19 protein-coding genes are annotated in these 21,921 nt (G+C 58.0%); 6 read left to right on the forward strand and 13 right to left on the reverse strand.

Annotated features, from left to right (window positions below; translation table 11 throughout):
• Nucleotides 1–241: 241 nt before the first annotated feature.
• Entirely contained in the window at nucleotides 242–1,555 is a 1,314-nt protein-coding gene (locus ABJN75_RS12355) for an RsmB/NOP family class I SAM-dependent RNA methyltransferase (RefSeq protein ID WP_348439894.1), read from the reverse strand.
• A gap of 68 nt (nucleotides 1,556–1,623) precedes the next feature.
• Nucleotides 1,624–2,553 (reverse strand): zinc metalloprotease HtpX, encoded by a 930-nt coding sequence (htpX, locus tag ABJN75_RS12360; protein ID WP_348439895.1) that lies wholly within the window; start codon nucleotides 2,551–2,553, stop codon nucleotides 1,624–1,626.
• 134 nt (nucleotides 2,554–2,687) lie between these two features.
• Between htpX and ABJN75_RS12365 the strand changes: the two genes are divergently transcribed.
• Both ABJN75_RS12365 and ABJN75_RS12370 read left to right on the forward strand, forming a co-directional pair.
• Nucleotides 2,688–2,963, forward strand: coding sequence for a DUF1674 domain-containing protein (locus ABJN75_RS12365; protein WP_348439896.1), 276 nt, complete (start codon nucleotides 2,688–2,690; stop codon nucleotides 2,961–2,963).
• 49 nt (nucleotides 2,964–3,012) lie between these two features.
• Entirely contained in the window at nucleotides 3,013–3,480 is a 468-nt protein-coding gene (locus tag ABJN75_RS12370; protein ID WP_348439898.1) for a thermonuclease family protein, read from the forward strand.
• 155 nt (nucleotides 3,481–3,635) lie between these two features.
• Here the strand turns inward: ABJN75_RS12370 and ABJN75_RS12375 are convergent, their stop codons facing one another.
• The 3 genes from ABJN75_RS12375 to ABJN75_RS12385 form a co-directional block, all read right to left on the reverse strand.
• Nucleotides 3,636–4,421, reverse strand: a complete 786-nt coding sequence (locus ABJN75_RS12375) for an SDR family oxidoreductase (protein WP_348439899.1) — start codon at nucleotides 4,419–4,421, stop codon at nucleotides 3,636–3,638.
• A gap of 155 nt (nucleotides 4,422–4,576) precedes the next feature.
• Nucleotides 4,577–6,487: a propionyl-CoA synthetase gene (locus tag ABJN75_RS12380; protein WP_348439900.1), complete on the reverse strand. Its 1,911-nt coding sequence runs from the start codon at nucleotides 6,485–6,487 to the stop codon at nucleotides 4,577–4,579.
• 142 nt (nucleotides 6,488–6,629) lie between these two features.
• Nucleotides 6,630–7,289: a YggS family pyridoxal phosphate-dependent enzyme gene (locus ABJN75_RS12385; RefSeq protein WP_348439901.1), complete on the reverse strand. Its 660-nt coding sequence runs from the start codon at nucleotides 7,287–7,289 to the stop codon at nucleotides 6,630–6,632.
• Nucleotides 7,290–7,509: 220 nt separating this feature from the next.
• Between ABJN75_RS12385 and leuS the strand changes: the two genes are divergently transcribed.
• The 3 genes from leuS to holA all read left to right on the forward strand — a co-directional run bounded on the left by leuS (nucleotide 7,510) and on the right by holA (nucleotide 11,736).
• Complete coding sequence (leuS, locus tag ABJN75_RS12390; RefSeq protein ID WP_348439902.1) at nucleotides 7,510–10,122, forward strand: leucine--tRNA ligase; 2,613 nt, start codon at nucleotides 7,510–7,512, stop codon at nucleotides 10,120–10,122.
• A complete protein-coding gene (locus tag ABJN75_RS12395; protein ID WP_348439903.1) occupies nucleotides 10,109–10,612 on the forward strand; it encodes a hypothetical protein in 504 nt (167 codons plus the stop codon). Before leuS ends, ABJN75_RS12395 begins: the two co-directional genes overlap by 14 nt.
• 95 nt (nucleotides 10,613–10,707) lie before the next feature.
• On the forward strand, nucleotides 10,708–11,736 hold the full coding sequence (gene holA / locus ABJN75_RS12400; protein WP_348439904.1) for a DNA polymerase III subunit delta: 1,029 nt from the start codon (nucleotides 10,708–10,710) through the stop codon (nucleotides 11,734–11,736).
• Nucleotides 11,737–11,859: 123 nt separating this feature from the next.
• Here holA and ABJN75_RS12405 read toward each other — a convergent pair whose 3' ends face one another.
• The 8 genes from ABJN75_RS12405 to hemE all read right to left on the reverse strand — a co-directional run bounded on the left by ABJN75_RS12405 (nucleotide 11,860) and on the right by hemE (nucleotide 20,696).
• On the reverse strand, nucleotides 11,860–12,756 hold the full coding sequence (locus ABJN75_RS12405) for a ParB/RepB/Spo0J family partition protein (RefSeq protein WP_348439905.1): 897 nt from the start codon (nucleotides 12,754–12,756) through the stop codon (nucleotides 11,860–11,862).
• Between the two features lie 34 nt (nucleotides 12,757–12,790).
• Entirely contained in the window at nucleotides 12,791–13,585 is a 795-nt protein-coding gene (locus ABJN75_RS12410; RefSeq protein ID WP_348439906.1) for a ParA family protein, read from the reverse strand.
• Nucleotides 13,586–13,601: 16 nt separating this feature from the next.
• Nucleotides 13,602–14,246 carry a 16S rRNA (guanine(527)-N(7))-methyltransferase RsmG gene (gene rsmG, locus ABJN75_RS12415; protein ID WP_348439907.1) on the reverse strand — a complete coding sequence of 215 codons (645 nt, stop codon included), beginning with the start codon at nucleotides 14,244–14,246 and terminating at the stop codon, nucleotides 13,602–13,604.
• 2 nt (nucleotides 14,247–14,248) lie between these two features.
• Complete coding sequence (gene mnmG / locus ABJN75_RS12420; protein ID WP_348439908.1) at nucleotides 14,249–16,120, reverse strand: tRNA uridine-5-carboxymethylaminomethyl(34) synthesis enzyme MnmG; 1,872 nt, start codon at nucleotides 16,118–16,120, stop codon at nucleotides 14,249–14,251.
• 164 nt (nucleotides 16,121–16,284) lie between these two features.
• Nucleotides 16,285–17,610, reverse strand: a complete 1,326-nt coding sequence (gene mnmE / locus ABJN75_RS12425) for a tRNA uridine-5-carboxymethylaminomethyl(34) synthesis GTPase MnmE (RefSeq protein ID WP_348439909.1) — start codon at nucleotides 17,608–17,610, stop codon at nucleotides 16,285–16,287.
• A 43-nt stretch (nucleotides 17,611–17,653) separates the two neighbouring features.
• Nucleotides 17,654–18,919: a transcription termination factor Rho gene (gene rho, locus ABJN75_RS12430; protein WP_152011047.1), complete on the reverse strand. Its 1,266-nt coding sequence runs from the start codon at nucleotides 18,917–18,919 to the stop codon at nucleotides 17,654–17,656.
• 194 nt (nucleotides 18,920–19,113) lie between these two features.
• Complete coding sequence (hemJ, locus tag ABJN75_RS12435; RefSeq protein ID WP_348439910.1) at nucleotides 19,114–19,659, reverse strand: protoporphyrinogen oxidase HemJ; 546 nt, start codon at nucleotides 19,657–19,659, stop codon at nucleotides 19,114–19,116.
• Nucleotides 19,656–20,696 (reverse strand): uroporphyrinogen decarboxylase, encoded by a 1,041-nt coding sequence (gene hemE / locus ABJN75_RS12440; protein ID WP_348439911.1) that lies wholly within the window; start codon nucleotides 20,694–20,696, stop codon nucleotides 19,656–19,658. Before hemE ends, hemJ begins: the two co-directional genes overlap by 4 nt.
• Before the next feature lie 375 nt (nucleotides 20,697–21,071).
• Here hemE and ABJN75_RS12445 point away from each other — a divergent pair, with 375 nt between their 5' ends.
• Nucleotides 21,072–21,893, forward strand: a complete 822-nt coding sequence (locus tag ABJN75_RS12445; protein WP_348439912.1) for a pyruvate, water dikinase regulatory protein — start codon at nucleotides 21,072–21,074, stop codon at nucleotides 21,891–21,893.
• Nucleotides 21,894–21,921 lie beyond the last annotated feature (28 nt).

The following is a 21,921-nucleotide window of genomic DNA, read 5'->3' on the forward strand; positions in this document are numbered from 1 at the left end:
GCTCAAGCACATGGCCCACAACCTCATCCGAATGACCCCCGGAAAGGACTCGCTGCGCCTCAGACGAAAAGTCGCCGCTTGGGACGACGATTTCCTTGCAAGCATCATCGCCAGATGATTGCTTCACCCGATTCCCCTGGGTACACACGGCCACCTGTGATGCCGCGCCCTGCAGATAACGCGCCACGCTGATAACTTCAAATATTCACAACGATCGATGAATGGCGGTTTGTTTTATCCTTTACCGCCGCGTCAGCACCACGGCATAAAATCCGTCAAGGCCGGCAAGCCGTGGATCCTCATGGCCGAGCATGGCCGGATGGGTCCGGATTTCCCCGGCGGGTGTGATCGCGGCTTCAAGTCCGGGCCAGCGCGACGGATCGGCGGGCTTGATTTTCCAGTCGGCGTGATCGGCAAGAAACCCTGCGACCATCTCCTCACCTTCTTCGGGGTCAAGCGAGCAATTGGAAAACACCAGTTCGCCATCTGAACGCACCAGACTTGCCGCATGATCGAGCAGATCGCGTTGCACCTGCGCCAACCGTGTGATGTCTTGAGGCGTTTTGGTGCTGGGAATGTCAGGATGACGTCGCACCGTACCCGTCGATGAGCAGGGAGCATCAAGCAGAACGCCGTCAAAGCCGCCCGGCGCAACCAGGTCCTGGGCTCTGGTCAACCGGGTTGCGGCCTCGAGCCCGAGCCTCTCGAGATTTCCGCGCAAGCGTTCGAGCCGGTTGGCCGACTGGTCGCAAGCCGTCACCCGCGCGCCGGCGAGCACCAGTTGCGCGGTCTTGCCTCCCGGCGCCGCACAAAGATCAACAATCTCGAGGCCATCCAGTTTCGAGAACAATTGAGCCGGAAGGCTGGCGGCCGCATCCTGGACCCACCATGCGCCGTCCTGATAGCCCTCAAGTCCCGACACAGGACCTTCCGGGCGTCCGATACGCACCGATCCCGTCGGCAGCACCATGCCGCCCAGCCGCTCGGCCCAGCCCTGTGCATCCGCCTTGACTGTCAGATCGATTGCCGGCGGTTCGGACAGGATCTTCACGATGGCAGCGGATTGGGCCGGATAGACAGCCATGAGCCGGCTTTCAAACCAGTCGGGGAAGTTCGGAGTCACCGCGGCAAGTTCCGGCAGAAGCTGGTCTTTTTCCCGCGCCATGCGCCGCAACAGAGCATTGACCAGCCCTGCGAAACGCCGGTTTCTCGGATCCCCGTCAGCTTGGCTCACCGCCAGATCCACCGCGGCCCTGTCGGGCACATCGAGATAAAGGATCTGGGCAGCGCCAACCCGCAGCACCTGCCGCAGCGCCCGCGCGCCATCCGGCAGCGCATTGTCAACCAGCCGGTCGATAAAGGCATCGATCACCCTGAGATGCCGGAGCGCCGACAGCAGTATCGCCCGCACCAGCAACCGGTCCTGGTCGCCAAGACCGGTAAAGGCCGGATTCCCGCCAGCCGGATCGAGAAGCCCGTCAAGCGAGGCCCGGCTTTCGGTCACCGCCGACAGCAGTCGGGCAGCCGCCTGCCGCGCTGCGAGACCGGGTTTCATATCATCTGATCGCGCACGCGACCGGGCATTGCCCGAGCCCGGACGCGATCCGGCAGACCGGACACCGCTCAAGACCACGGTCCTTTTTGCGTTGAACCGGCGCGGCCCCAGGGTCCGGGCGAAGCCGGGGCCGGGGCCGGGGAAGGCGCCGCCGGCGCAAATTCTGCAGCCATGGCTTCAAGCGCCGCGATGCGGTTCTCCGTGGCCGGATGGGTGGAAAACAGGCTGTCCATGCGCTGGCCATTCAGGGGATTGATAATGAACATGTGCGCGGTCGACGGATTGCGTTCCGCATCTTCGTTGACGACACGGCGGGCGCCACCGGCAATCTTTTTCAGCGCCGAAGCCAACCATAACGGATTGCCGCAAATTTCCGCGCCGCGCCGGTCGGCGGCATATTCGCGCGTGCGGCTGATGGTCATCTGCACGATCATGGCGGCAAACGGTGCTACCAGCATCGCCACAAGCACACCGATGAAACCCAGTGGATTGTTGTTGCGGTTTCCTCCGAAGAAGAAAGCGAAATTGCCCAGCATGGAAATCGCGCCGGCAAGCGTAGCGGTGATTGTCATGGTCAGGGTGTCGCGGTGCTGAACATGCGCCAGTTCATGCGCCATAACCGCGGCAACTTCTTCGTCGCTGAGAGCTTCGAGAAGTCCGGTGGAGGCCGCCACCGCGGCATTCTGCGGATTGCGACCGGTGGCAAATGCGTTGGGTTGCGCATTTCGAATGACGTAAACCCTAGGCATCGGCAAACCGGCGTTGTGCGCCAGATCGGCGACGATCTGATAGAACTCCGGCGCGGTGCGCGCGTCCACTTCGACCGCATGGTGCATGCGCAGCACCATCTTGTCCGAGTTCCAGTAGGAAAACAGGTTCATTCCCGCGGCAATAATGAATGCAATCATCATCCCACCGGCGCCGCCAATCAGATAACCGACGCCCATGAACAGGGCGGTCATCAACGCAATCAACATAGCAGTGCGAACAAGGTTCATGCCCGTCATCCTTTCCAGCGACCGAGTACCCCGTATGGGATTTGGTCCGGGGATTTGTTTTTTCCGCTTGTGGCGTTAAACATGGGGTGTTTCAAGCTAATCTTCAATGTGAACGCAATCTGGCGGATCATCCCATGACCATGGAACCAAAACCCGACACCATTGCCGGCAATGCGCCTGAACCGGCGGCCGGCGGCGGATCCGAAACCGCGGCGAAAAGTGACACCGGTCCGACAGCCGAGCGTACGCTCAGCCCTGCGGCCCGGCGCGCATTGGCTGAGGCCGAGGCCAGGCGAAAGGTACAGCGGGACCAGCTGCTGTCCCGCGAGAAGGAAGTCGGCGGGCGCGGTGGCGCCGACCCGGCCCGGTTTGGCGACTGGGAGATCAATGGCCGCGCCATCGACTTCTGACCATTGGCGCTGTTGATCTGGAGATGATAAAGGAATATATTCCTTTATCATGCGAATCATCTCCTACTTGTTGCCCGGTGTCATCCTTGCCCATGGTTTGGCAATCGCTGCGCTTGATGGTGCAATGGCCGCTGATGGCCAGTGGCGCAGCATAGCCGTCCCGGTGTCAGCCAGCATTGTCCGGATCATTGACGGTGACACACTTGTGGTCGATGCCCATCCCTGGCCGGGTCACGCAGTTCGCGTTTCAGTCCGGTTGCGCGGCATAGACACGCCGGAGCGCCGTTCGCGGTGTTTGGACGAGCGACAGGCTGCAGACCAGGCACGCAGCGAACTCGAGCGGCTGCTGGCGGGATTTTCAACCGTTGAACTGATCAATGTATCTGGCGGAAAATATTATGGGCGGGTTCTTGCGGACCTCAAGGCCGGCACACAGGACGTTGCCGCCGCCATGCTGGAAAGCGGACTGGCGAGGCCCTACCGGGGCGGCAAGCGTTTGAAAGCAGTTTGCGGCTAATTCAGAACCATGACCGGCGGGCTTTGTGCCGGCGCACGAAGCAGGCTTTGAAAGCTTGGAATCCGCATGAGCTTCATCGCCAATTGAAACCGGTTTGAGAACAAGAAATTCCCATCACTCAAAAGGCCACCCTTTCGGGGTGGCCTTTGACGCGGTTATTCCTTGACTGGAACCGTATAGTTGAGCGGCATCCGGCCACCGTCGACGTAAATCGTCTGCCCGGTGACATAGCTTGCATCGACAGAAAGCAGGAACGCCGTCACCGATGCGACCTCGGATGGATCGCCGATGCGGCCCAGCGGCGTGCGCGACAGGACCCTGGTCCTGACATCCGGATTATCGGCCACCGAGGCCAGCATGTCGGTCATGATCGAGCCGGGGCCGACGGCATTGACCCGGATTCCGTGCGGCGCGAGTGACAGCGCCATCACCTTGGTTAACTGGCTGACGCCGCCCTTGGAGACCGAATAGGGAACCTGATTGGCGATCGCCAGTGTGTCATTGATCGACGACATGTTGACGATCGAGCCGGGTTCCTCGCCCTTGCCGATCTGCTCCACCATGTGGCGCGCCACCGCCTGCCCGCACAAGAATGCGCTCTTGAGATTGACGCTAAGAACCCGGTCGAAATCAGCCTCTTCCAGATCGAGAAAATCAGCGGCGTGGACAATACCGGCATTGTTGACAAGCGCATTGATCGATCCGAAGGCATCAATCGTCTTGGCCACCAGATTGTGGACATCAAGCCGCTCTGACACATCGGCCGCGGTAAACAGGACTTCACCGTCGCTTGAGCCTGCTTCCACCGCCGCGGCGCCTGCCGCTTCATCAATATCCGCGATCATCACCCGCGCGCCCTCTGCGGCCAAACGGCGTACAATCGCCAGCCCGATACCCTTGGCGCCACCGGTCACGATGGCAGTTCGTCCATCCAGTCTCATGCTTGATCCCTTTCACACAGCGCCGCACACCGCCAGAGCGGCGCAAAATCGCGCCAAATCACTGATGCTTTGCGCAAAGCCATCCTCAAGCGAAAGCTATTTTCGGTCCGGCGGCGATGCGTCCGCGCGGACAGTGGCCCGGCTGATGATCAAGGTCAATCGCTCTTCCTGGCAATCCCGTGCTTTGACATGACTTCGGCAATTTCATCGAGAATGCCCGGATCATCGATGGTTGCAGGCATCTTCCAGGCTTCGCCGTCAGCAATCTTTTGCATGGTTGCGCGCAGAATCTTGCCCGACCTGGTCTTGGGAAGACGTTTGACGACCATGACCATCTTGAACGCCGCCACAGGACCGATCTGATCGCGAACCAGCTTCACGATTTCCTTTTCGATCTCCTCGTCGGACCGGGTGACGTCGGAATTGATCACGACAAAGCCCGCCGGGATCTGTCCCTTCATGCTGTCGGCGATACCGATGACAGCGCATTCGGCGACATCGGGATGGCCGGATACGGCTTCTTCCATACCGCCGGTCGACAACCGGTGGCCTGCAACATTGATGATGTCGTCTGTGCGCGCCATGATGAACAGATAGCCGTCATCATCGACGAAACCCGCATCCGCGGTTTTGTAATAACCGGGAAATTCGGCCAGGTAGGAATCGAAAAACCTGCTTTCCGCGTGCCACAGTGTCGGCAGGCAGCCAGGCGGCAGCGGAAGTTTGATCACAACATTGCCAAGCGTTCCGGCAGGCACCGGATGACCGGCATCATCAATGACCTGCACATCGTAACCGGGCATCGGAACCGCCGGTGAACCGTATTTGACCGGCAACAGACCAAGGCCCATCGGGTTGCCGGCGATTGTCCATCCGGTTTCGGTTTGCCACCAGTGATCGATGACAGGAACGTTCAGCACCCGTTCCGCCCATTGGATTGTATCCGGGTCAGCCCTTTCGCCGGCCAGAAACAGTGCGCGAAAGCCTGAAAGATCATAATTGCCGATCAGGCTGCCTTGCGGGTCTTCCTTGCGAATCGCGCGGAACGCCGTCGGAGCGGTAAACAGCACAGCAACATCGTGTTCGGCAATCACCCGCCAGAATGTCCCGGCATCGGGAGTTCCAACCGGCTTGCCTTCGAACAGGATGGTGGTGTTGCCATGCAGCAGCGGCGCGTAAACGATATAGGAATGGCCCACCACCCAGCCGATATCGGACGCGGCCCAGAACACCTCGCCAGGCTTGAGCCCATAGACCGCATGCATGGACCACTCAAGCGCGGCCATGTGACCACCATTGTCGCGCACAACGCCCTTGGGTTGGCCGGTGGTGCCGGATGTATAGAGAACATAGAGCGGATCGGTGGCAGTGACCGGCGTGCAGGCGGTCTTGCGCCCGGCATTGGCCTTGATCAGATCGTCATAATCAAAGTCACGGCCTTCAATCAGGTCACAGCAATGCTGCTCGCGCTGCAGCACGATTGTCGCTTCGGGCTTGTGGTGTGAATGCTCGATGGCTGCGTCAAGCAGCGGCTTGTAGGCTACGATCCGTCCCGGCTCGATGCCGCAGGATGCGGTTACAACCAGTTTCGCCTGGCAGTCCTCGATACGGGTTGCCAGTTCCGAGGCGGCAAAGCCGCCAAACACCACCGAATGAATGGCGCCAAGCCGCGCGCACGCCAGCATGGCGACAATGGCTTCGGGCACCATCGGCATATAGATGACAATCCGGTCGCCCTTGACGATCCCCTTGTCGGCCAGTGCTCCGGCGAAGGCCTCAACTTCGGCCAGCAAGGCTGAATAACTGATGCTGCGCTTGGCGCCGGTGATCGGGCTGTCATAGATGATCGCCGCCTGCTCGCCGCGGCCCGACGCCACATGCCGGTCAAGACAGTTGTGGCAGGTGTTTGTCACTCCATCCGGAAACCAGCTGCCATAGGCGCCCTGCTCCGGATCAAAGGCGGTTTTTGGTTTCTCAAACCAGTCAATCGCTGCCGCCTGATCCATCCAGAACCCTTCCGGATCATTCTGCCAACTGCTGTAGACCTCGGCATAGCTGCTCGACATGATCGTCTCCTCCAGTAAATCCCTGTCACTGCTGCGCGGCTGACGGCCTGCGCAGGTTTCGGTTTCCCGAATTCGCGGCACACTAAGCGCCTGATTGCGCCCGCGAAACTAGACCTTGGACTAGTTAATCCGTTCAAATCGATTAGCGTGCGCCAAAAATTGCCGAGCCGACCCGAACCTCGGTCGCGCCGAAGCAAATCGCGGTCTCGAAGTCATCGGACATGCCCATCGACAGGGTCTCGATGCCATTGTCCCTGGCAATCCTGGCGAGCAAGGCAAAATGTGGTCCCGGATTTTCATCCACCGGCGGGATGCACATCAGCCCGGTGATCGTCAGCCCCAGATCGGAGCGGCAAAGCGTCAGGAATGCATCGGCCTGATCCGGCTCGATTCCCGCCTTCTGCGGTTCTGATCCGGAGTTGACCTGTACATACAGGCCGGGGGATTTGCCCTGCTTGTCGATTTCCCGCGCGATTTCCCGGGCAATCTTTTCCCGGTCGACGGTTTGGATCACATCAAACAGCGCCACGGCGTCCGCGGTCTTGTTGGATTGCAGCGGTCCAATGAGGTGAAGTTCGATACCGGACGTTTCAGCCTTCAATCCGGGCCATTTCGACTGGGCTTCCTGAACCCGGTTTTCGCCGAATACCCTTTGCCCCGCTTCGATCACCGGCCTGATCTGATCAACCGGCTTTGTCTTGGAGACCGCAACCAGCCGAACCGAATCCGGCTTTCTATCGGCACTCAATGCGGCTGCGGCGATCGTCGCCCGTACTTTTTCAAGGTTTTCCCGCACGTCCAAGCCTTGCTTCCTTCCAATACTTTTAGAATTGTCACCCGGTGTTAACGCAGCCCGGACAACTTGCCAATCCGTCAACCGCTGACAGCTTTGTCGCATCTCGCGCAACTCAAGCCGGCCCGGAGGGCGGAACTTCGGTTCCAATGCCGCTCAATGGTTGACGCTTGACGGGTTTCATGGTGAAGGTCGCGGCAAAAACAGACAGGTTTTCTGGTGATCCTTCATGGCAATTGAACGTTACAATCCCAAACAGGCGGAAATCCGCTGGCAGCGCATCTGGGAAGAGGCGCGTATTTACGAGACGGACAATGACAGTCCGGAGCCGAAATACTACGTGCTGGAGATGTTTCCCTATCCGTCGGGGCGGATTCACATGGGCCATGTCCGCAACTACGCCATGGGCGATGTGGTGGCGCGCTACAAGCGGGCCCGGGGTTTCAACGTGCTGCACCCGATGGGCTGGGACGCCTTCGGCATGCCGGCTGAAAACGCCGCGATCCAGAACAAGGTCCATCCGCGCGACTGGACCTACGCCAATATCGACGCCATGCGCAAACAGCTCAAATCCATGGGCCTGTCGCTCGACTGGAGCCGGGAATTCGCAACCTGCGACGTTGACTACTACAAGCAGCAGCAAGCCCTGTTTCTCGACTTTCTGGCCGCGGGCCTGATCTACCGCCGCAACTCCAAGGTCAACTGGGATCCGGTCGACATGACCGTGCTCGCCAATGAACAGGTCATCGACGGACGTGGGTGGCGCTCGGGCGCACTTGTCGAACAGCGCGACTTGACCCAGTGGTTCTTCCGTATTTCGGACTTTGCCGAGGAGCTTGATGACGCACTCGACAGCCTTGACGGCTGGCCCGAAAAAGTTCGGACAATGCAGCGCAACTGGATCGGCAAATCTCGCGGTATCGAAATACCTTTTCCCCTTGTCGCCCCGCTGGGCGAAATTGATACGGTCACCTGCTTTTCCACCCGGCCGGACACCATGCACGGTGCAAGTTTTCTGGCGATCTCGCCTGACCACCCGCTGTCACTTGCACTCGAGGCAGGCAATGCGGACCTTGCCGCTTTCAACGCCGAGTGCCGCCGCATCGGTACCTCCGAGGAAGCCATGGAGAAGGCGGAAAAACGTGGTTTTGACACCAAACTCAAGGTACGGCATCCGACCGAAGACCGGGAACTGCCGGTCTGGGTGGGGAATTTCGTGCTGATGGGGTACGGAACCGGAGCAGTGTTCGGATGTCCCGCACATGATCAGCGGGACCTCGACTTTGCCCGGAAATACGGCCTGCCGGTTCGCAGTGCATTCTTTATGGTCGGGGATGATACCCCTATACTGGCAGAAGCGCTGGTTCCGGCAAAATCAGAAAAAGTGGTCTATGTCGACCATTTCGCGGGCCTTACCGAGGTGACTGGCCAACAAGCCATCGATCAGACCATCAACTGGTTTGAAGACAACAATCTGGGCAAGGCAATTACCCGGTTCCGCCTGCGCGACTGGGGACTTTCGCGCCAGCGCTACTGGGGCGCGCCGATTCCGGTGATCCATTGTGACGACTGCGGTGTGGTGCCGGTGCCGGTGACAGACCTGCCGGTTCGTCTTCCCGACGACGTCACGCTGGACAAGCCGGGAAATCCGCTCGACCACCACCCGACCTGGCAGCACGTCGCCTGCCCCGGTTGCGGCAAGGATGCACGGCGCGAAACCGACACCATGGACACTTTCGTGGATTCGTCATGGTATTTCGCCCGTTTCACGGCGCCACGGCACGACACACCGACCGATCCCGCGGTTGCCAGTGCATGGCTGCCCGTAGATCAGTATATCGGCGGCATCGAGCATGCGATCCTGCACCTTCTCTATTCACGCTTCTTCACCCGCGCCATGCGTCAGACCGGGCATGTCGATCTCAAGGAGCCTTTCCGCGGACTGTTCACGCAAGGTATGGTGGTTCACGAGACCTATCGTGCCGACAATGGCGGCAAGGGAGAATGGGTCGCCCCGGCCGATGTGGTGATCGAGGAGATCGATGGCGAGCGCAAGGCCCGTCATGCCACGACAGGCGAGGCTCTCGCCATCGGTTCGATCGAAAAGATGTCGAAGTCGAAGAAGAATGTTGTTGATCCCGACGACATTATCGACAGCTATGGCGCTGACACGGCCCGCTTCTTCATGCTCTCGGATTCGCCCCCTGAGCGTGACGTGATCTGGACCGAAGCCGGGGTAGAAGGCGCGCACCGGTTTGTCCAGCGGATCTGGCGCCTGCTCGGCGAAGCAGCCGGCAACCTGAACGGCGCCCAGGCAAAAACCGGAACCGGTGACCGCGCCCTGACCGTGTCACGCAGCGCGCACAAGACAGTCAAGGCTGTTGGCGAAGACATTGAAAAGCTTGCCTTCAACAAGGCTGTCGCAAGACTTTACGAACTCGTCAACACGCTTGCCGCCCCGCTTTCCGATGTCGCCGCCGGAAAGGCGGACACCGACCTCGTTTCCGCCTGCAAGCAGGCAGCGGACATGGTGCTGTTGATGATTGCGCCAATGATGCCGCATTTGGCAGAAGAATGCTGGAAAATGCTCGGCAATGACGGCATGGTGGCGACGACGCCCTGGCCGGATTATGATCCCAGCCTGGTCACCGATGAACAGATCATTTTGCCGGTTCAGGTCAATGGCAAGAAGCGCGGTGATTTGACAATTGACCGCAATGCCGATCAAGCTGCCATTGAGGCGGCGGTTCTGGCTCTCGATTTCGTCCGTACCGCGACCGGAGGCAATCCGCCGCGAAAACTCATTATCGTACCCCAGAGGATCGTCAATGTTGTCATCTGAAGTTGCCGCAGCGGGATGGAAATCAAGATGTCTCGCGGTTGGTCTGGGACTGGTGCTGCTGGCAGGCTGCCAGGCCCGGCCACTTTATGGTTCAGTCGATGGCGAGAAACAGTCCGTCTCCGTCTCGCAAGCCGGATCACGCGTCGCGCAGTCCGTGCGCAATGAACTCGTTCTCGGTTTTGGTGGCGAGCAGACTGAGGCCGCCTACCAGCTCAATCTATCGGCAACCTCCACCACCTCCGGCATCCTCCCTGGCGGCACCGACAACGAGTTTTCCGCGGCCCGCGTCTCAGTGACAGCAACCTATGTGCTCAAATCCGCGGCGACCGGCGAAACCGTAAAGACCGGTTCCCGCTTTGCGGACGCACAGCTTGACCTTCCCTCACAGCAATTTGCCCAGGTACGGGCCAAGATCGAGGCGGAAGACCGGGCTGCGCGGGAAGTGGCTGCTCTCGTGCGGGCCGATGTTGTGGCAGCCATCGCCCGCTAACGCGCATCACCTGTTCGTTTCTGCATGTCGTTATCGCAATACAGATGTAAAATTTCACGACATGCATCGGGACCTGGACCAGATCGGCGAACCTCGTGGCACAGATAAAATCCCATGAATTCTCCGCGTTCATTCGCCGTGAAGGCACCCCATACCGGATCGTCCTGGTTTACGGTCCTGATCGGGGTCTCGTTTCCGAACGCGCCGCTCAGGTCGCGGTCAAGACCGGTGTGGATCTCAAGGATGATTTTGCAGTTCTCCGCCTGGAAACTTCCGATCTTTCCTCCGATCCGGGACGTCTGGCCGATGAGTTCGGCGCCATCAGCCTGTTTGGCGGAGACAGGCTGGTCTGGCTTCGCAATGCCGGCAATGAACGCGGCCTCATCATGGCTCTGACAGCCATTGTGGACAGCGACACCGGGTCGTCTCATCTGCTGATTGAGGCCGGAGACCTCAAAAAGGGCAGCGGGCTTCGCAAGATCATAGAGAACAGCCGCGCCAGCCTGGCCATTCCCTGTTATTCCGACGATGCACGCGGGGTTCAGGCGCTGATTGACGAAGAACTGGGCAATGCCGGCCTTGCCGTCCAGAATGATGCGCGCCAGCGCCTGTCGCAACTTCTCGGTGGCGACCGTCTGGCCAGCCGTAATGAACTGAGAAAGCTCGCACTCTATTGTCACGGTACCGGAACCGTTACCGACGATGATGTGGTGGAGGCAATGGGCGATGTCGCCGCCCTGTCGGTCGACGACGCGGTGGATGCGGTTTTTTCAGGCAACGCTGCAGGCCTCGAAGCCGCGCTTGAACGGATACTTGCCTCCAAGACCTCGGTTTTTCTGGTTTTGCGCGGCTGCATCGTCGTGTTCGAGCAACTCGACGCCATGCGTTCACTGGTTGAAAACCATAAACGGCAACCCGCCCAGGCACTGGCCGAAAAAGGCCGCGGCATTCATTTCAAACGCAAGCCCATCATCGAGCGTGCGCTGCGGCACTGGCGACTGGAAGCCATAAATGGTGAAATGCGCCGGCTTAATGAAGCTGTGTTGGAAACCCGCCGGCGGCCACACCTGGAGGCGGCGATTGCACGCCAGGCTCTGCTACGCACCTGTCTGCTCAGCCGCTAACGCGCGTCGCGTTCAAACGGATTCAGGTGACGCACGTCAGCTTTTTGTTTTTGCATGTCGTTGCCGCAAAACCGCTGCACACTTCTGCGCGACATGCATTGGCAACTTATCTTATTGAGAAACCTAATTTTTTTCGCCCAATAGCCGGCAAAGCTCGTCCAGTTGTTCAAGTGATTTGTATTCGATTCGCATCTGTCCGCCCTGACCCTTGTGAGCAAGTTGCACCTTGAGACCCAGGAAGTCCGTAAGGCTTTTCTCCAAAGCCACGGTATCGGCGTCCTTTGTCTCGGTGCTCCCGGCGGACTTGGTTTCGAGATCCCGGGAACTATTGGCCTTTTCAGCGTCCTTTTGAGCCAGCCTTTCCGCATCACGTACCGACAAACCGTCCCGGACGATCAGCTTGGCCAGCGCCACCGGATCGGACGTCGACACGATGGCCCGTGCATGGCCGGCCGACAACGCGCCTTCCGCAAGCATGGCGCGGACCTCTTCAGGCAGTTTGAGCAAGCGAAGCGAGTTGGCGACATGGCTGCGGCTCTTGCCGATGACTTCGCCGAGATCGTTTTGCGTGTAATCATACTGGGCGATCAGTTGCTCATAGCCCTGCGCTTCTTCGAGCGCATTGAGGTCGGAGCGCTGGACATTTTCGACAATGGCAATTTCCAGCGCCGTCTTGTCATCCACGTCCCGGACAATGACCGGGATCTCGACCAGACCGGCCATCTGCGCGGCGCGCCATCGGCGTTCGCCGGCAATGATTTCGAAACGGTCCGCTCCGGCACCGCGAACCATGATCGGCTGAACGATACCGTGCTGGCGAATCGAGCGGGAAAGATCTTCAAGATCCGCTGTGTCGAACGAGCGGCGCGGATTGCGCGGATTGCGGCTGACATGTTCGATCGGCACAAGCCGGTCAGCCGAAACGGACGGCTTCGCCTGTGCCGCAGACGGCTGATCAATTTCTCCGATCAGTGCCGCCAAACCTCGTCCGAGGCGCTTTTTCGAAACATCTTCTGACATCGTTACATCCACTTTCGCCGCAGCCCTTTCCGGGTCAGGCAGCCTTTCGGTTACGTTCGCGCTGTATTACTTCAGACGCCAATTGCAGGTAGGCTTGGCTTCCGGCACACTTCAAATCATAAAGAATAGCGGGTTTGCCATAGGACGGCGCCTCTGAAACCCGGACATTGCGCGGAATCAGGGTCCGGTAGACCTTGTCACCCAAATGCGACCGCACATCGTCAACAACCTGCAGCGCAAGATTGTTGCGCGGGTCATACATCGTCATCACGATACCCTGTATATCGAGCGTCGGGTTGAGCGCGTCGCGGACCTGTCCAACTGTTTCCAGAAGCTGGCTCAGGCCTTCGAGTGCAAAAAATTCGCACTGCAATGGCACCAGAATCGAATGCGCAGCGGCCATCGCGTTCATGGTCAAGAGATTGAGCGAGGGCGGGCAATCGATCAGCACATAGCTGTAACGTTGTGCGTCCGGAGCCTGCAACGCCTTGCGCAAGCGGAACACCCTGTCAGGCGCCCCCGCAATTTCCATTTCAACGCCGAGCAGATCCATGGTCGACGGAATGATGCTCAGGTGAGGCACGGCGGTCTGGGTCACCGTTTCACTCACGGTAGCATTCTGCGTCAGCAAGTCATAGGCCGAGACACCTCGATCCTTGCGGTCAATGCCAAGACCTGTGCTGGCATTGCCTTGCGGATCGATATCGACGATCAACACCTCCTCGCCGATCGCCGCCAGGGCGGTGGCGAGATTGATGGCGGTGGTCGTCTTGCCAACACCGCCTTTTTGATTGGCAATGGTGATGATCCGGTTCTTCGAAAGTTGCATCGAGAGGGTCCGCGGCCTAGTTGCGCTTGGAAAGATTGCTGATCTGCAGGATCGCCGATCCATCCCGCGCCAGACTTTGATGTTCTATCAGATCGAAGCCCCATAGGTCACGCGCTGATCGCACTTCTCCCGGATAATCCAACCCTTTGTGAAACCACAATTCAAGCGCGGCGTTCTCACGCGCGAAGGGCGCCGCATAATCCAGCAACTCGGACAGCGAAGCGAGCGCCCGGGCCGATATGGCGTCGACGCCGGAGAGCGTAGCGTTCATGGTCTCCATACGCATCGGATGAACACTGGCGCGCGCACCCGTCTTCGAAATAACCTGACGCAGAAACGCAGCCTTTTTGTTGTTGCTCTCGACCAGATGAACCCAGCCTGCGTCTCGTTCCGTCAGACAAATCGCTGTCACCAGTCCGGGAAACCCGGCGCCGCTGCCCATGTCGATCCAGGTCAGGGGTTCAGGTCGGAGTCGAAACAATTGCACACTGTCAAGAACATGCCTCTCCCATAATTCAGGCAGTGTCTTGGGAGATATAAGATTGATGCTGGGCTGCCATTTGCGGACAAGGTCTGCATAAAGCCGTAACCTGTCCCATGTTTCACGTGAAACAAACCCTGAATCCGGGAAAAACCCTTCTGCACGATTATGGGAGCCCATGGTCAACCCACCGACCTTTCAGCAGCCCCATTGCCCGGCTTTCGCAAATAAGCCAGGAGCAATGCAATTGCCGCGGGAGTCATTCCTTCAATACGCTCTGCGTGTCCGATCGACGGTGGACGGATCTTGTCGAGCTTCTGTTTCAGTTCTTGGGAAAGGCCCGGCAGGTCTGCATAGCGGAAATGTTCCGGGATCAATCGATTTTCTTCCCTGCGTCGCTGCGCGATGTCCTGCATTTGCCGTTCCATATAGACAGCATAGATTGCATCTATTGCGGCGGCATCCAAAGCCCTGTCACCATGCAGGGCAAGCTCCGGCCAGATCGACACCAGCGTTTCCTTTGTTACATCCGGATAGGATAACAACTGAAATGCCGATCTGCGAATACCGTCCTTGTTCAGCGACAACCCGTGTTTCATCGCTTCAGACGGCGACAGGTTGCGACCCTTGAGATCATTCAAACATTTCGTAAGCGAATCGAGATGGGAGACAAACCTGGATTTACGATCTTCGGGAATACAGCCCAACTCGATCGCCTTGGGTGTCAGGCGCAATTCTGCATTGTCTGCCCGAAGCGACAGGCGGTACTCTGCTCTTGACGTAAACATCCGGTAAGGTTCGCTCACACCCTTGCTGGTCAGATCATCGATCATCACACCGACATAGGAATCCGTGCGGCTGAACATGAAAACCGGCCGGTTCTGTATTTTCAGGGCAGCATTCAAACCGGCAACCAGTCCCTGTGCGGCCGCTTCTTCATATCCGGTCGTGCCGTTAATCTGTCCGGCCAAAAACAGGCCTTTGATCCGGCGGGCCTCCAGCGTTTGCCGCAGTTCGCGCGGATCGACATGATCGTACTCGATGGCGTAGCCCGGTTGAACGATCCTGACATTCTCCAGTCCGGGGATTGTTCGTAGAAATGCTTCCTGCACATCCTCCGGCAAAGACGTGGATATTCCATTTGGATAGATGGTTGAATCATCCAGACCCTCAGGTTCCAGAAAGATCTGATGCCCATCCCGCTCTCCAAAGCGGACAATCTTGTCCTCTATCGAAGGGCAATACCGGGGGCCAACACCTTCGATCTGACCCGAATACATGGCCGAACGATGAACGTTATCCTGGATGATCCTGTGGGTCTCCGGCGTTGTCCTGGTGATTCCACAGCGGATCTGCGGAACGGTGATCTTCTCGGTCATGAAGGAAAACGGGACGGGATCCACATCTGCGTCCTGCCATTCTACATGGTCCCAATCAATCGTGGAACCATCAAGCCGTGCTGGAGTACCGGTCTTCAATCTGCCAAGGACAAACCCCGCACGCTCCAATGTTCCAGAGAGCCCCAGCGAAGGGTCTTCATTCATGCGACCAGCCGGGATCTTGCGATCTCCAATATGGATCAGTCCGCGCAGGAAGGTTCCGGTTGTCAGGACAACGGATGAGCAATGAACCGTCCGGCCATCTTTCAGCACAACCCCGGTAACCTCGCCATCTTCCGAAACAATGTCATCGGCCTCGGCCTCGATGAAATCGAGATTCGGCTGCGTCCGGAGCAGTGACTGAATTGCCAGACGATAGAGTTTGCGGTCGGCCTGTGTCCGCGGGCCCCAGACCGCAGGCCCTTTGCGACGATTGAGTATACGAAACTGAATGCCGGACTGGTCGGCGGCCACTGCCATCAACCCACCCATAGCATCGATCTCACGCACAAGGTGTCCTTTGCCCAGCCCGCCGATCGCGGGATTGCAGGACATTGTTCCGATACTGTCGAATTTGTGTGTAACCAAGGCGGTCCGGGCACCCATTCGCGCTGACGCGGCGGCAGCCTCGGTACCGGCATGTCCGCCGCCGATTACAACAACATCATAGTGCATGTCTTGTCTCCAATGACTTTCGGTCGGGCTTCAAACCTCCGAGAGTCAAGCTTTATGTTTCACGTGAAACAGTTATCCCGCACAACTTGCTTATCGTTAAACGCCATGGTGATGTTTCACGTGAATCACCCACATCCATCTTATATGACTTTGTCTCACGTGAATCATTTCCCGACACAGAATTCAGAGAATATCACACCCAGCAACTGTTCGACATCGACGGAACCGGTAATTTCACCGAGTGAGATGGCGGCGTTTCGTAAATGCTCCGACCGAATTTCAATAGGGTCATCGCATTGATCGACTGCGATTTGCAGTTCCCTGATGCTGTCACTTAAAAGAAGGCTGTGTCGCTCTCGCGTGGGAAGAGCATCACTCTCACCGATATCGAGATTGGACAGACGATTGGAGATGCAACCAATCAACATCTCGACACCTCTCCCAGTCTTGCTGGACACCGCGATATCCCCATCCGGCAAATTTGAGACATCGCTATCGACCAAATCCGATTTGGTCCACACCACCAATCTGTCAGCGGGTAACGCTGAATCATCCATCGGATGTTCGGTGGGATGATACAGGTTTCGTAACTCGAGCACCAGATCCGCGGTATCTGCGGCCATCAGGCTTCGTCTTACACCCTCAAGTTCAATCTGATCTTCCGATTCCCTGATACCAGCGGTATCCATCACAACGACAAGGTGTCCACCGATGTCGAGGCGAACCTCAATGATGTCCCTGGTCGTGCCCGGAACATCCGACACGATTGCAACATCCCGTTGCGCAAGACAATTCAACAATGATGATTTGCCGACATTCGGGGGACCAACCAGAGCAATTCTGAACCCGCTCCTTACGATTTCACCATTACGCGCTCTGGCCAGGTGATCAGTGATTTCACCGATCAGGTGCTTAACTTCCGGCCAGATCTGATCGGCGACTGATCCCGGAATATCGTCTTCATCGGAAAAATCGATGTCAGCCTCGATCATTGCCCGGGCATAGGTAAGCCGCGTGGCCCAACCTTCATAAAGCTCCCTGAGACCGCCATTGGCCTGGCCAAGCGCTTGCTTGCGCTGCGATTCGGTCTCCGCGCGTATCAGATCAGACAGGCCCTCGACAGCTGTCAGATCAATCCGCCCTGCTTCAAATGCGCGTCGGGTAAATTCACCGGCTTCGGCCGGGCGAAATCCGGGAAGGCCGGACAGTGCGCCAAGCACCGCTGATATCGAAGCTCGGCTGCCGTGGATCTGCAGCTCCGCGACATCTTCGCCTGTAAAGGAATGTGGGCCTGGGAAGAAAACCACAAGGCCTTGATCAAGCAGACATCCGGAAGCGTCCCGGATGTCTGTCAGTTTCACCCTGCGTGGTTCAGGGATCGGACCCGATACCGTTTCGAGTCCGAATCGAACACCGGGGCCAGAGATCCGTATGATCGCAACCCCGGCCGGCGGATGGCCTGACGATAGTGCGTAGATCGTATCCCGCATAAATGTACCGGTATCGAATCGAGTCGGTGATTCTGGCGATTCGTCAGGTATTCATCGAATCGAAGAAGTCGCTGTTGGTCTTGGTCTGCTTCAGTTTGTCGATCAGGAACTCGATCGCATCGGTCGTTCCCATGGGAGCGAGAATACGGCGCAGAACGAAGATCTTCTGCAGGTCCTGCTTCGGCACCAGTAGATCCTCTTTCCGAGTACCGGATTTGAGAATATCCATCGACGGGAAGATCCGCTTGTCCGCAACCTTGCGGTCCAGCACGATTTCCGAATTGCCGGTTCCCTTGAATTCTTCGAAGATCACTTCGTCCATACGCGAACCCGTGTCGATCAGTGCTGTCGCGATGATTGTCAGCGAGCCGCCTTCCTCGATATTGCGGGCGGCGCCGAAGAACCGCTTCGGCCGCTGAAGCGCATTGGCGTCCACACCCCCGGTCAAAACCTTGCCTGATGACGGCACCACAGTGTTGTAGGCGCGGCCCAGGCGGGTGATCGAATCAAGCAGGATGATCACGTCACGGCCATGTTCAACCAAACGCTTGGCCTTCTCGATCACCATCTCGGCGACCTGGACATGGCGAACGGCCGGTTCGTCGAAGGTCGAGGCAACAACTTCGCCCTTAACCGAGCGCTGCATGTCGGTGACTTCTTCCGGGCGTTCGTCAATCAGCAACACGATCAGATAGCAGTCGGGATGATTGGCTGTGATCGAGTGCGCGATATTCTGCAGCAGCACCGTTTTACCAGTGCGTGGCGGCGCCACGATCAGTCCGCGCTGACCCTTGCCCAAGGGTGCGACAAGATCAATGACACGCGCTGAAATGTCTTTGGTCGTCGGATTGTCGATTTCCATCTTGAACCGCTCATCGGGATAGAGCGGTGTCAGGTTGTCGAAATGCACCTTGTGGCGGATCTTTTCCGGATCCTCGAAATTGATCGTATTGACCTTCAGCAGCGCAAAATAGCGCTCACCTTCCTTCGGGCCCCGAATCGGGCCTTCCACGGTATCCCCGGTCTTCAGCGAGAACCGGCGGATCTGCGAGGGCGAAATATAGATATCATCCGGGCCGGGAAGATAATTCGCATTGGCCGAGCGCATGAAGCCGAAACCATCCTGCAGCACTTCGACAACACCTTCGCCGATGATCTCGACTTCCTGTGCAGCCAGTTGCTTGAGGATCGCAAACATCAGTTCCTGCTTGCGCATCACACCGGCGTTTTCCACCTCGACTGATTCGGCAAAAGCCAGAAGGTCGGTAGGAGTTTTGTTCTTGAGCTCTTGAAGCTTCATTTCCTGCATGGAAAATCCAAAATCTGATTATATCGACGTGGGGAAAGGCGGGCATTTCGATGCAGCTGGGGAAAGCCGACCAGAGAGACTGGCGCCCGCCATAAGGACGTAACGGGATAGATAGCGATTCACGTGAAACGCTGCAAGCCCCGTCATGCGCCAATTTTCAGCTTGCTAGACGCTATCTCGCCGCTTCGAGGCGATCAGGCGAAGGGTTTGATGATCACCATGATCACCACGATGATCATCAGCACCGTTGGAATCTCGTTGGCCATCCGCCATTGCCGCGAGGTCATCGTGTTTTCTCCGGCAGCAAATCGTCGCGCCGCCCGGCTGAGAAAGACGTGAAAAACTGTCAGTCCGACCACCGCGGCAATCTTGACCCACAACCACAGCCCCGAAAATCCGAACCCGCTCCAGGCCAGCCACAGTCCGACCGCCCATGACACCATCATGGCCGGTGTCATGATCACCTTGACCAGCCGCTGCTCCATGATCACGAAGGTTGCGGCAGGCTCGCCTCCGGTTTCGGCATCGGCGTGATAGACGAACAAGCGCGGCAGATAGAACAATCCGACCATCCAGGAAATCACCGCCACCACGTGCAAGACCTTGAGCCACCCGTAAAGCCAGGACGGGTCAAACCACCAGGCCAAGACCGCGAGCAGGATCACCACACCGATGGACACAGAGGCCTTGACGCGGGCCTTGCGGCCCTCGCTGAGACTGGTCGCGGTATCAGACGTCACGGCTGTGCAGCGGCCCTGATCCGCTCCATCAGCCTTGTGACATTTTCAGGATCGGCCTGTGGCGTGATGCCGTGACCGAGGTTGAAAATCAGCGGACCGTCGCCGTAGGTCTCAAGCACCTCATCAACACCCTCATCAAGCGCCCTGCCACCGGCAATCATGCGCAATGGATCGAGATTGCCCTGTACAGCGCCTCCGGCCTGTATCTGCCGGCCCAGCTTTGCCGGAACGGTCCAGTCCAGCCCGACACAATCAATCCCGGTTGCGGCCCGGTAGCCCTCAAGCTGCGCTCCGGCCCCCTTGGCAAACCCGATGACGGGAACTCCGGGCCTTTCCGCCCGAATCCGGTCAACCATGCGTTTGACAGGTCCGATGGAAAACCGCGCGAAATCCCGTTCGCTCAAAACACCCGCCCAGGAATCGAAGATCTGCACCGCATCAGCCCCTGCATCGATCTGGGCAATCAGATAATCCGCAGACATCTCGGCAAGCAGGCCAAGCAGTGTCTCGAATGCAGCCGGGTGCTGCATCGCGAACAACCGGGCCGGAGCCTGATCCGGCGTTCCGTGGCCGGCGATCATGTAGGTGGCAACAGTCCAGGGCGCACCGCAAAAACCCAACAGCGTGGTTTCAGCGGGCAGTTCCGCCCGAAGCCGGCGGACCGTCTCGTAGACAGGCGCCAGATGTGCATGCATTCCCGAACCATCAAGCGTGGCAATTCCATCGGGTGTTATCGGGTCCATCAAGGGTCCCTTGCCCTCGACAAACCGCACGTTCCGATCAAGTGCATCGGGGATTACCAGAATATCGGAGAACAGGATTGCCGCATCAAAACCGAACCTGAGGATAGGCTGCAATGTGACCTCGACCGCAAGGTCCGGAGTGTAGCACAGATCGAGAAAGCCTTTGGCCGTGGCGCGTGTCGCCCGGTACTCGGGCAAATAGCGGCCAGCCTGCCGCATCAGCCAGACAGGTGGCGGGAACACGGTCTCCCCTGCCAGCACCTTCATCACCTTGCGTTCAACAGCCTTGGTCATCACCACTTCCTTAAAACAAATCCTTATTGATTTAGGATTCTTATTCTTAGATTCTGTGTTTAATGGGGATTGCGAATGATCCACAGCCTGTCCACAGCTTGTTCATATAAACTGTGTCCAGGACGAAGGACAATGCGATTTGGAAACCTGATCATCCGCTCTCCAAAAACCTATGGGATTCAGGTAATTCCGCCCGAATGGAATTTCGCCTGATCGACTGATCACCATGTTTTCAACAATTCTCGCGTCAATCCTCGCAAAACCATTCACTTGATGGCAATTGTGGAGAACCTGCCGGGTTATCCCTTGCATTCGGACCGGGGGCTCTCTTAGCTCCAGTCTGTCCCGGTTTATCAACATCCCACGGAGAATCATGTGGAGCAGACAAAAAACTATTTCCACCTGCATCTGATCTCCGATTCGACAGGTGAGACCCTGATGGCTGCCGGCCGTGCCGCCGCCGCTCAGTTTCAGGCCGCACAAGCGCTTGAGCATGTCTATCCGTTGATTCGCACGCGCAAACAGCTGTTCGCGGTTCTTGACGCAATCGATGGCGCACCGGGGATTGTGCTTTATACCATCGTCGACGCTGAGCTGGCCTCGATCATCGAACTGAAATGCCGGGACATGGGACTGCCCAGCGTCTCGGTGCTGGAACCGGTGATCAACGTGTTCCAATCCTATCTCGGTGCTCCCTCCCGGCGCCGGGTTGGCGCGCAGCACGCGATGGGTGAAGAATATTTCAAGCGTATCGACGCGTTGAATTTTACTCTCGACCATGATGATGGCCAGTTGCCGTCAGATTTTGATGAGGCAGATCTGGTGATTCTCGGGATCAGCCGAACCTCGAAAACACCGACGAGCATCTATCTTGCCAATCGCGGCATCAAGACCGCCAATATCCCGATCGTGTATGATGTCCCGCTTCCAGACGCCTTGATCACAGCCAAAAAACCGCTCGTGGTCGGTCTCGTCGCCTCGGTCGAGCGAATCTCCCAGGTCAGGCAAAACCGGGTTCTGGGCACAACGGCCGGCTATCAGGGAGATCACTACACTGATCGCGCCCTGATCAGCGAAGAACTCAAATATGCCAGATCGCTTTGCGAGCGAAACAATTGGCCGGTCATCGACGTCACTCGCCGCTCGATCGAAGAGACCGCCGCCGCAATCCTTGCCTTGCGTCCCAAGTGGCGCTAACCCCGTCCTATCCGGCAGGACATGTTCA

It is taken from the genome of Hoeflea sp., assembly GCF_039975035.1.
Taxonomy (GTDB): Bacteria; Pseudomonadota; Alphaproteobacteria; order Rhizobiales; family Rhizobiaceae; genus Hoeflea.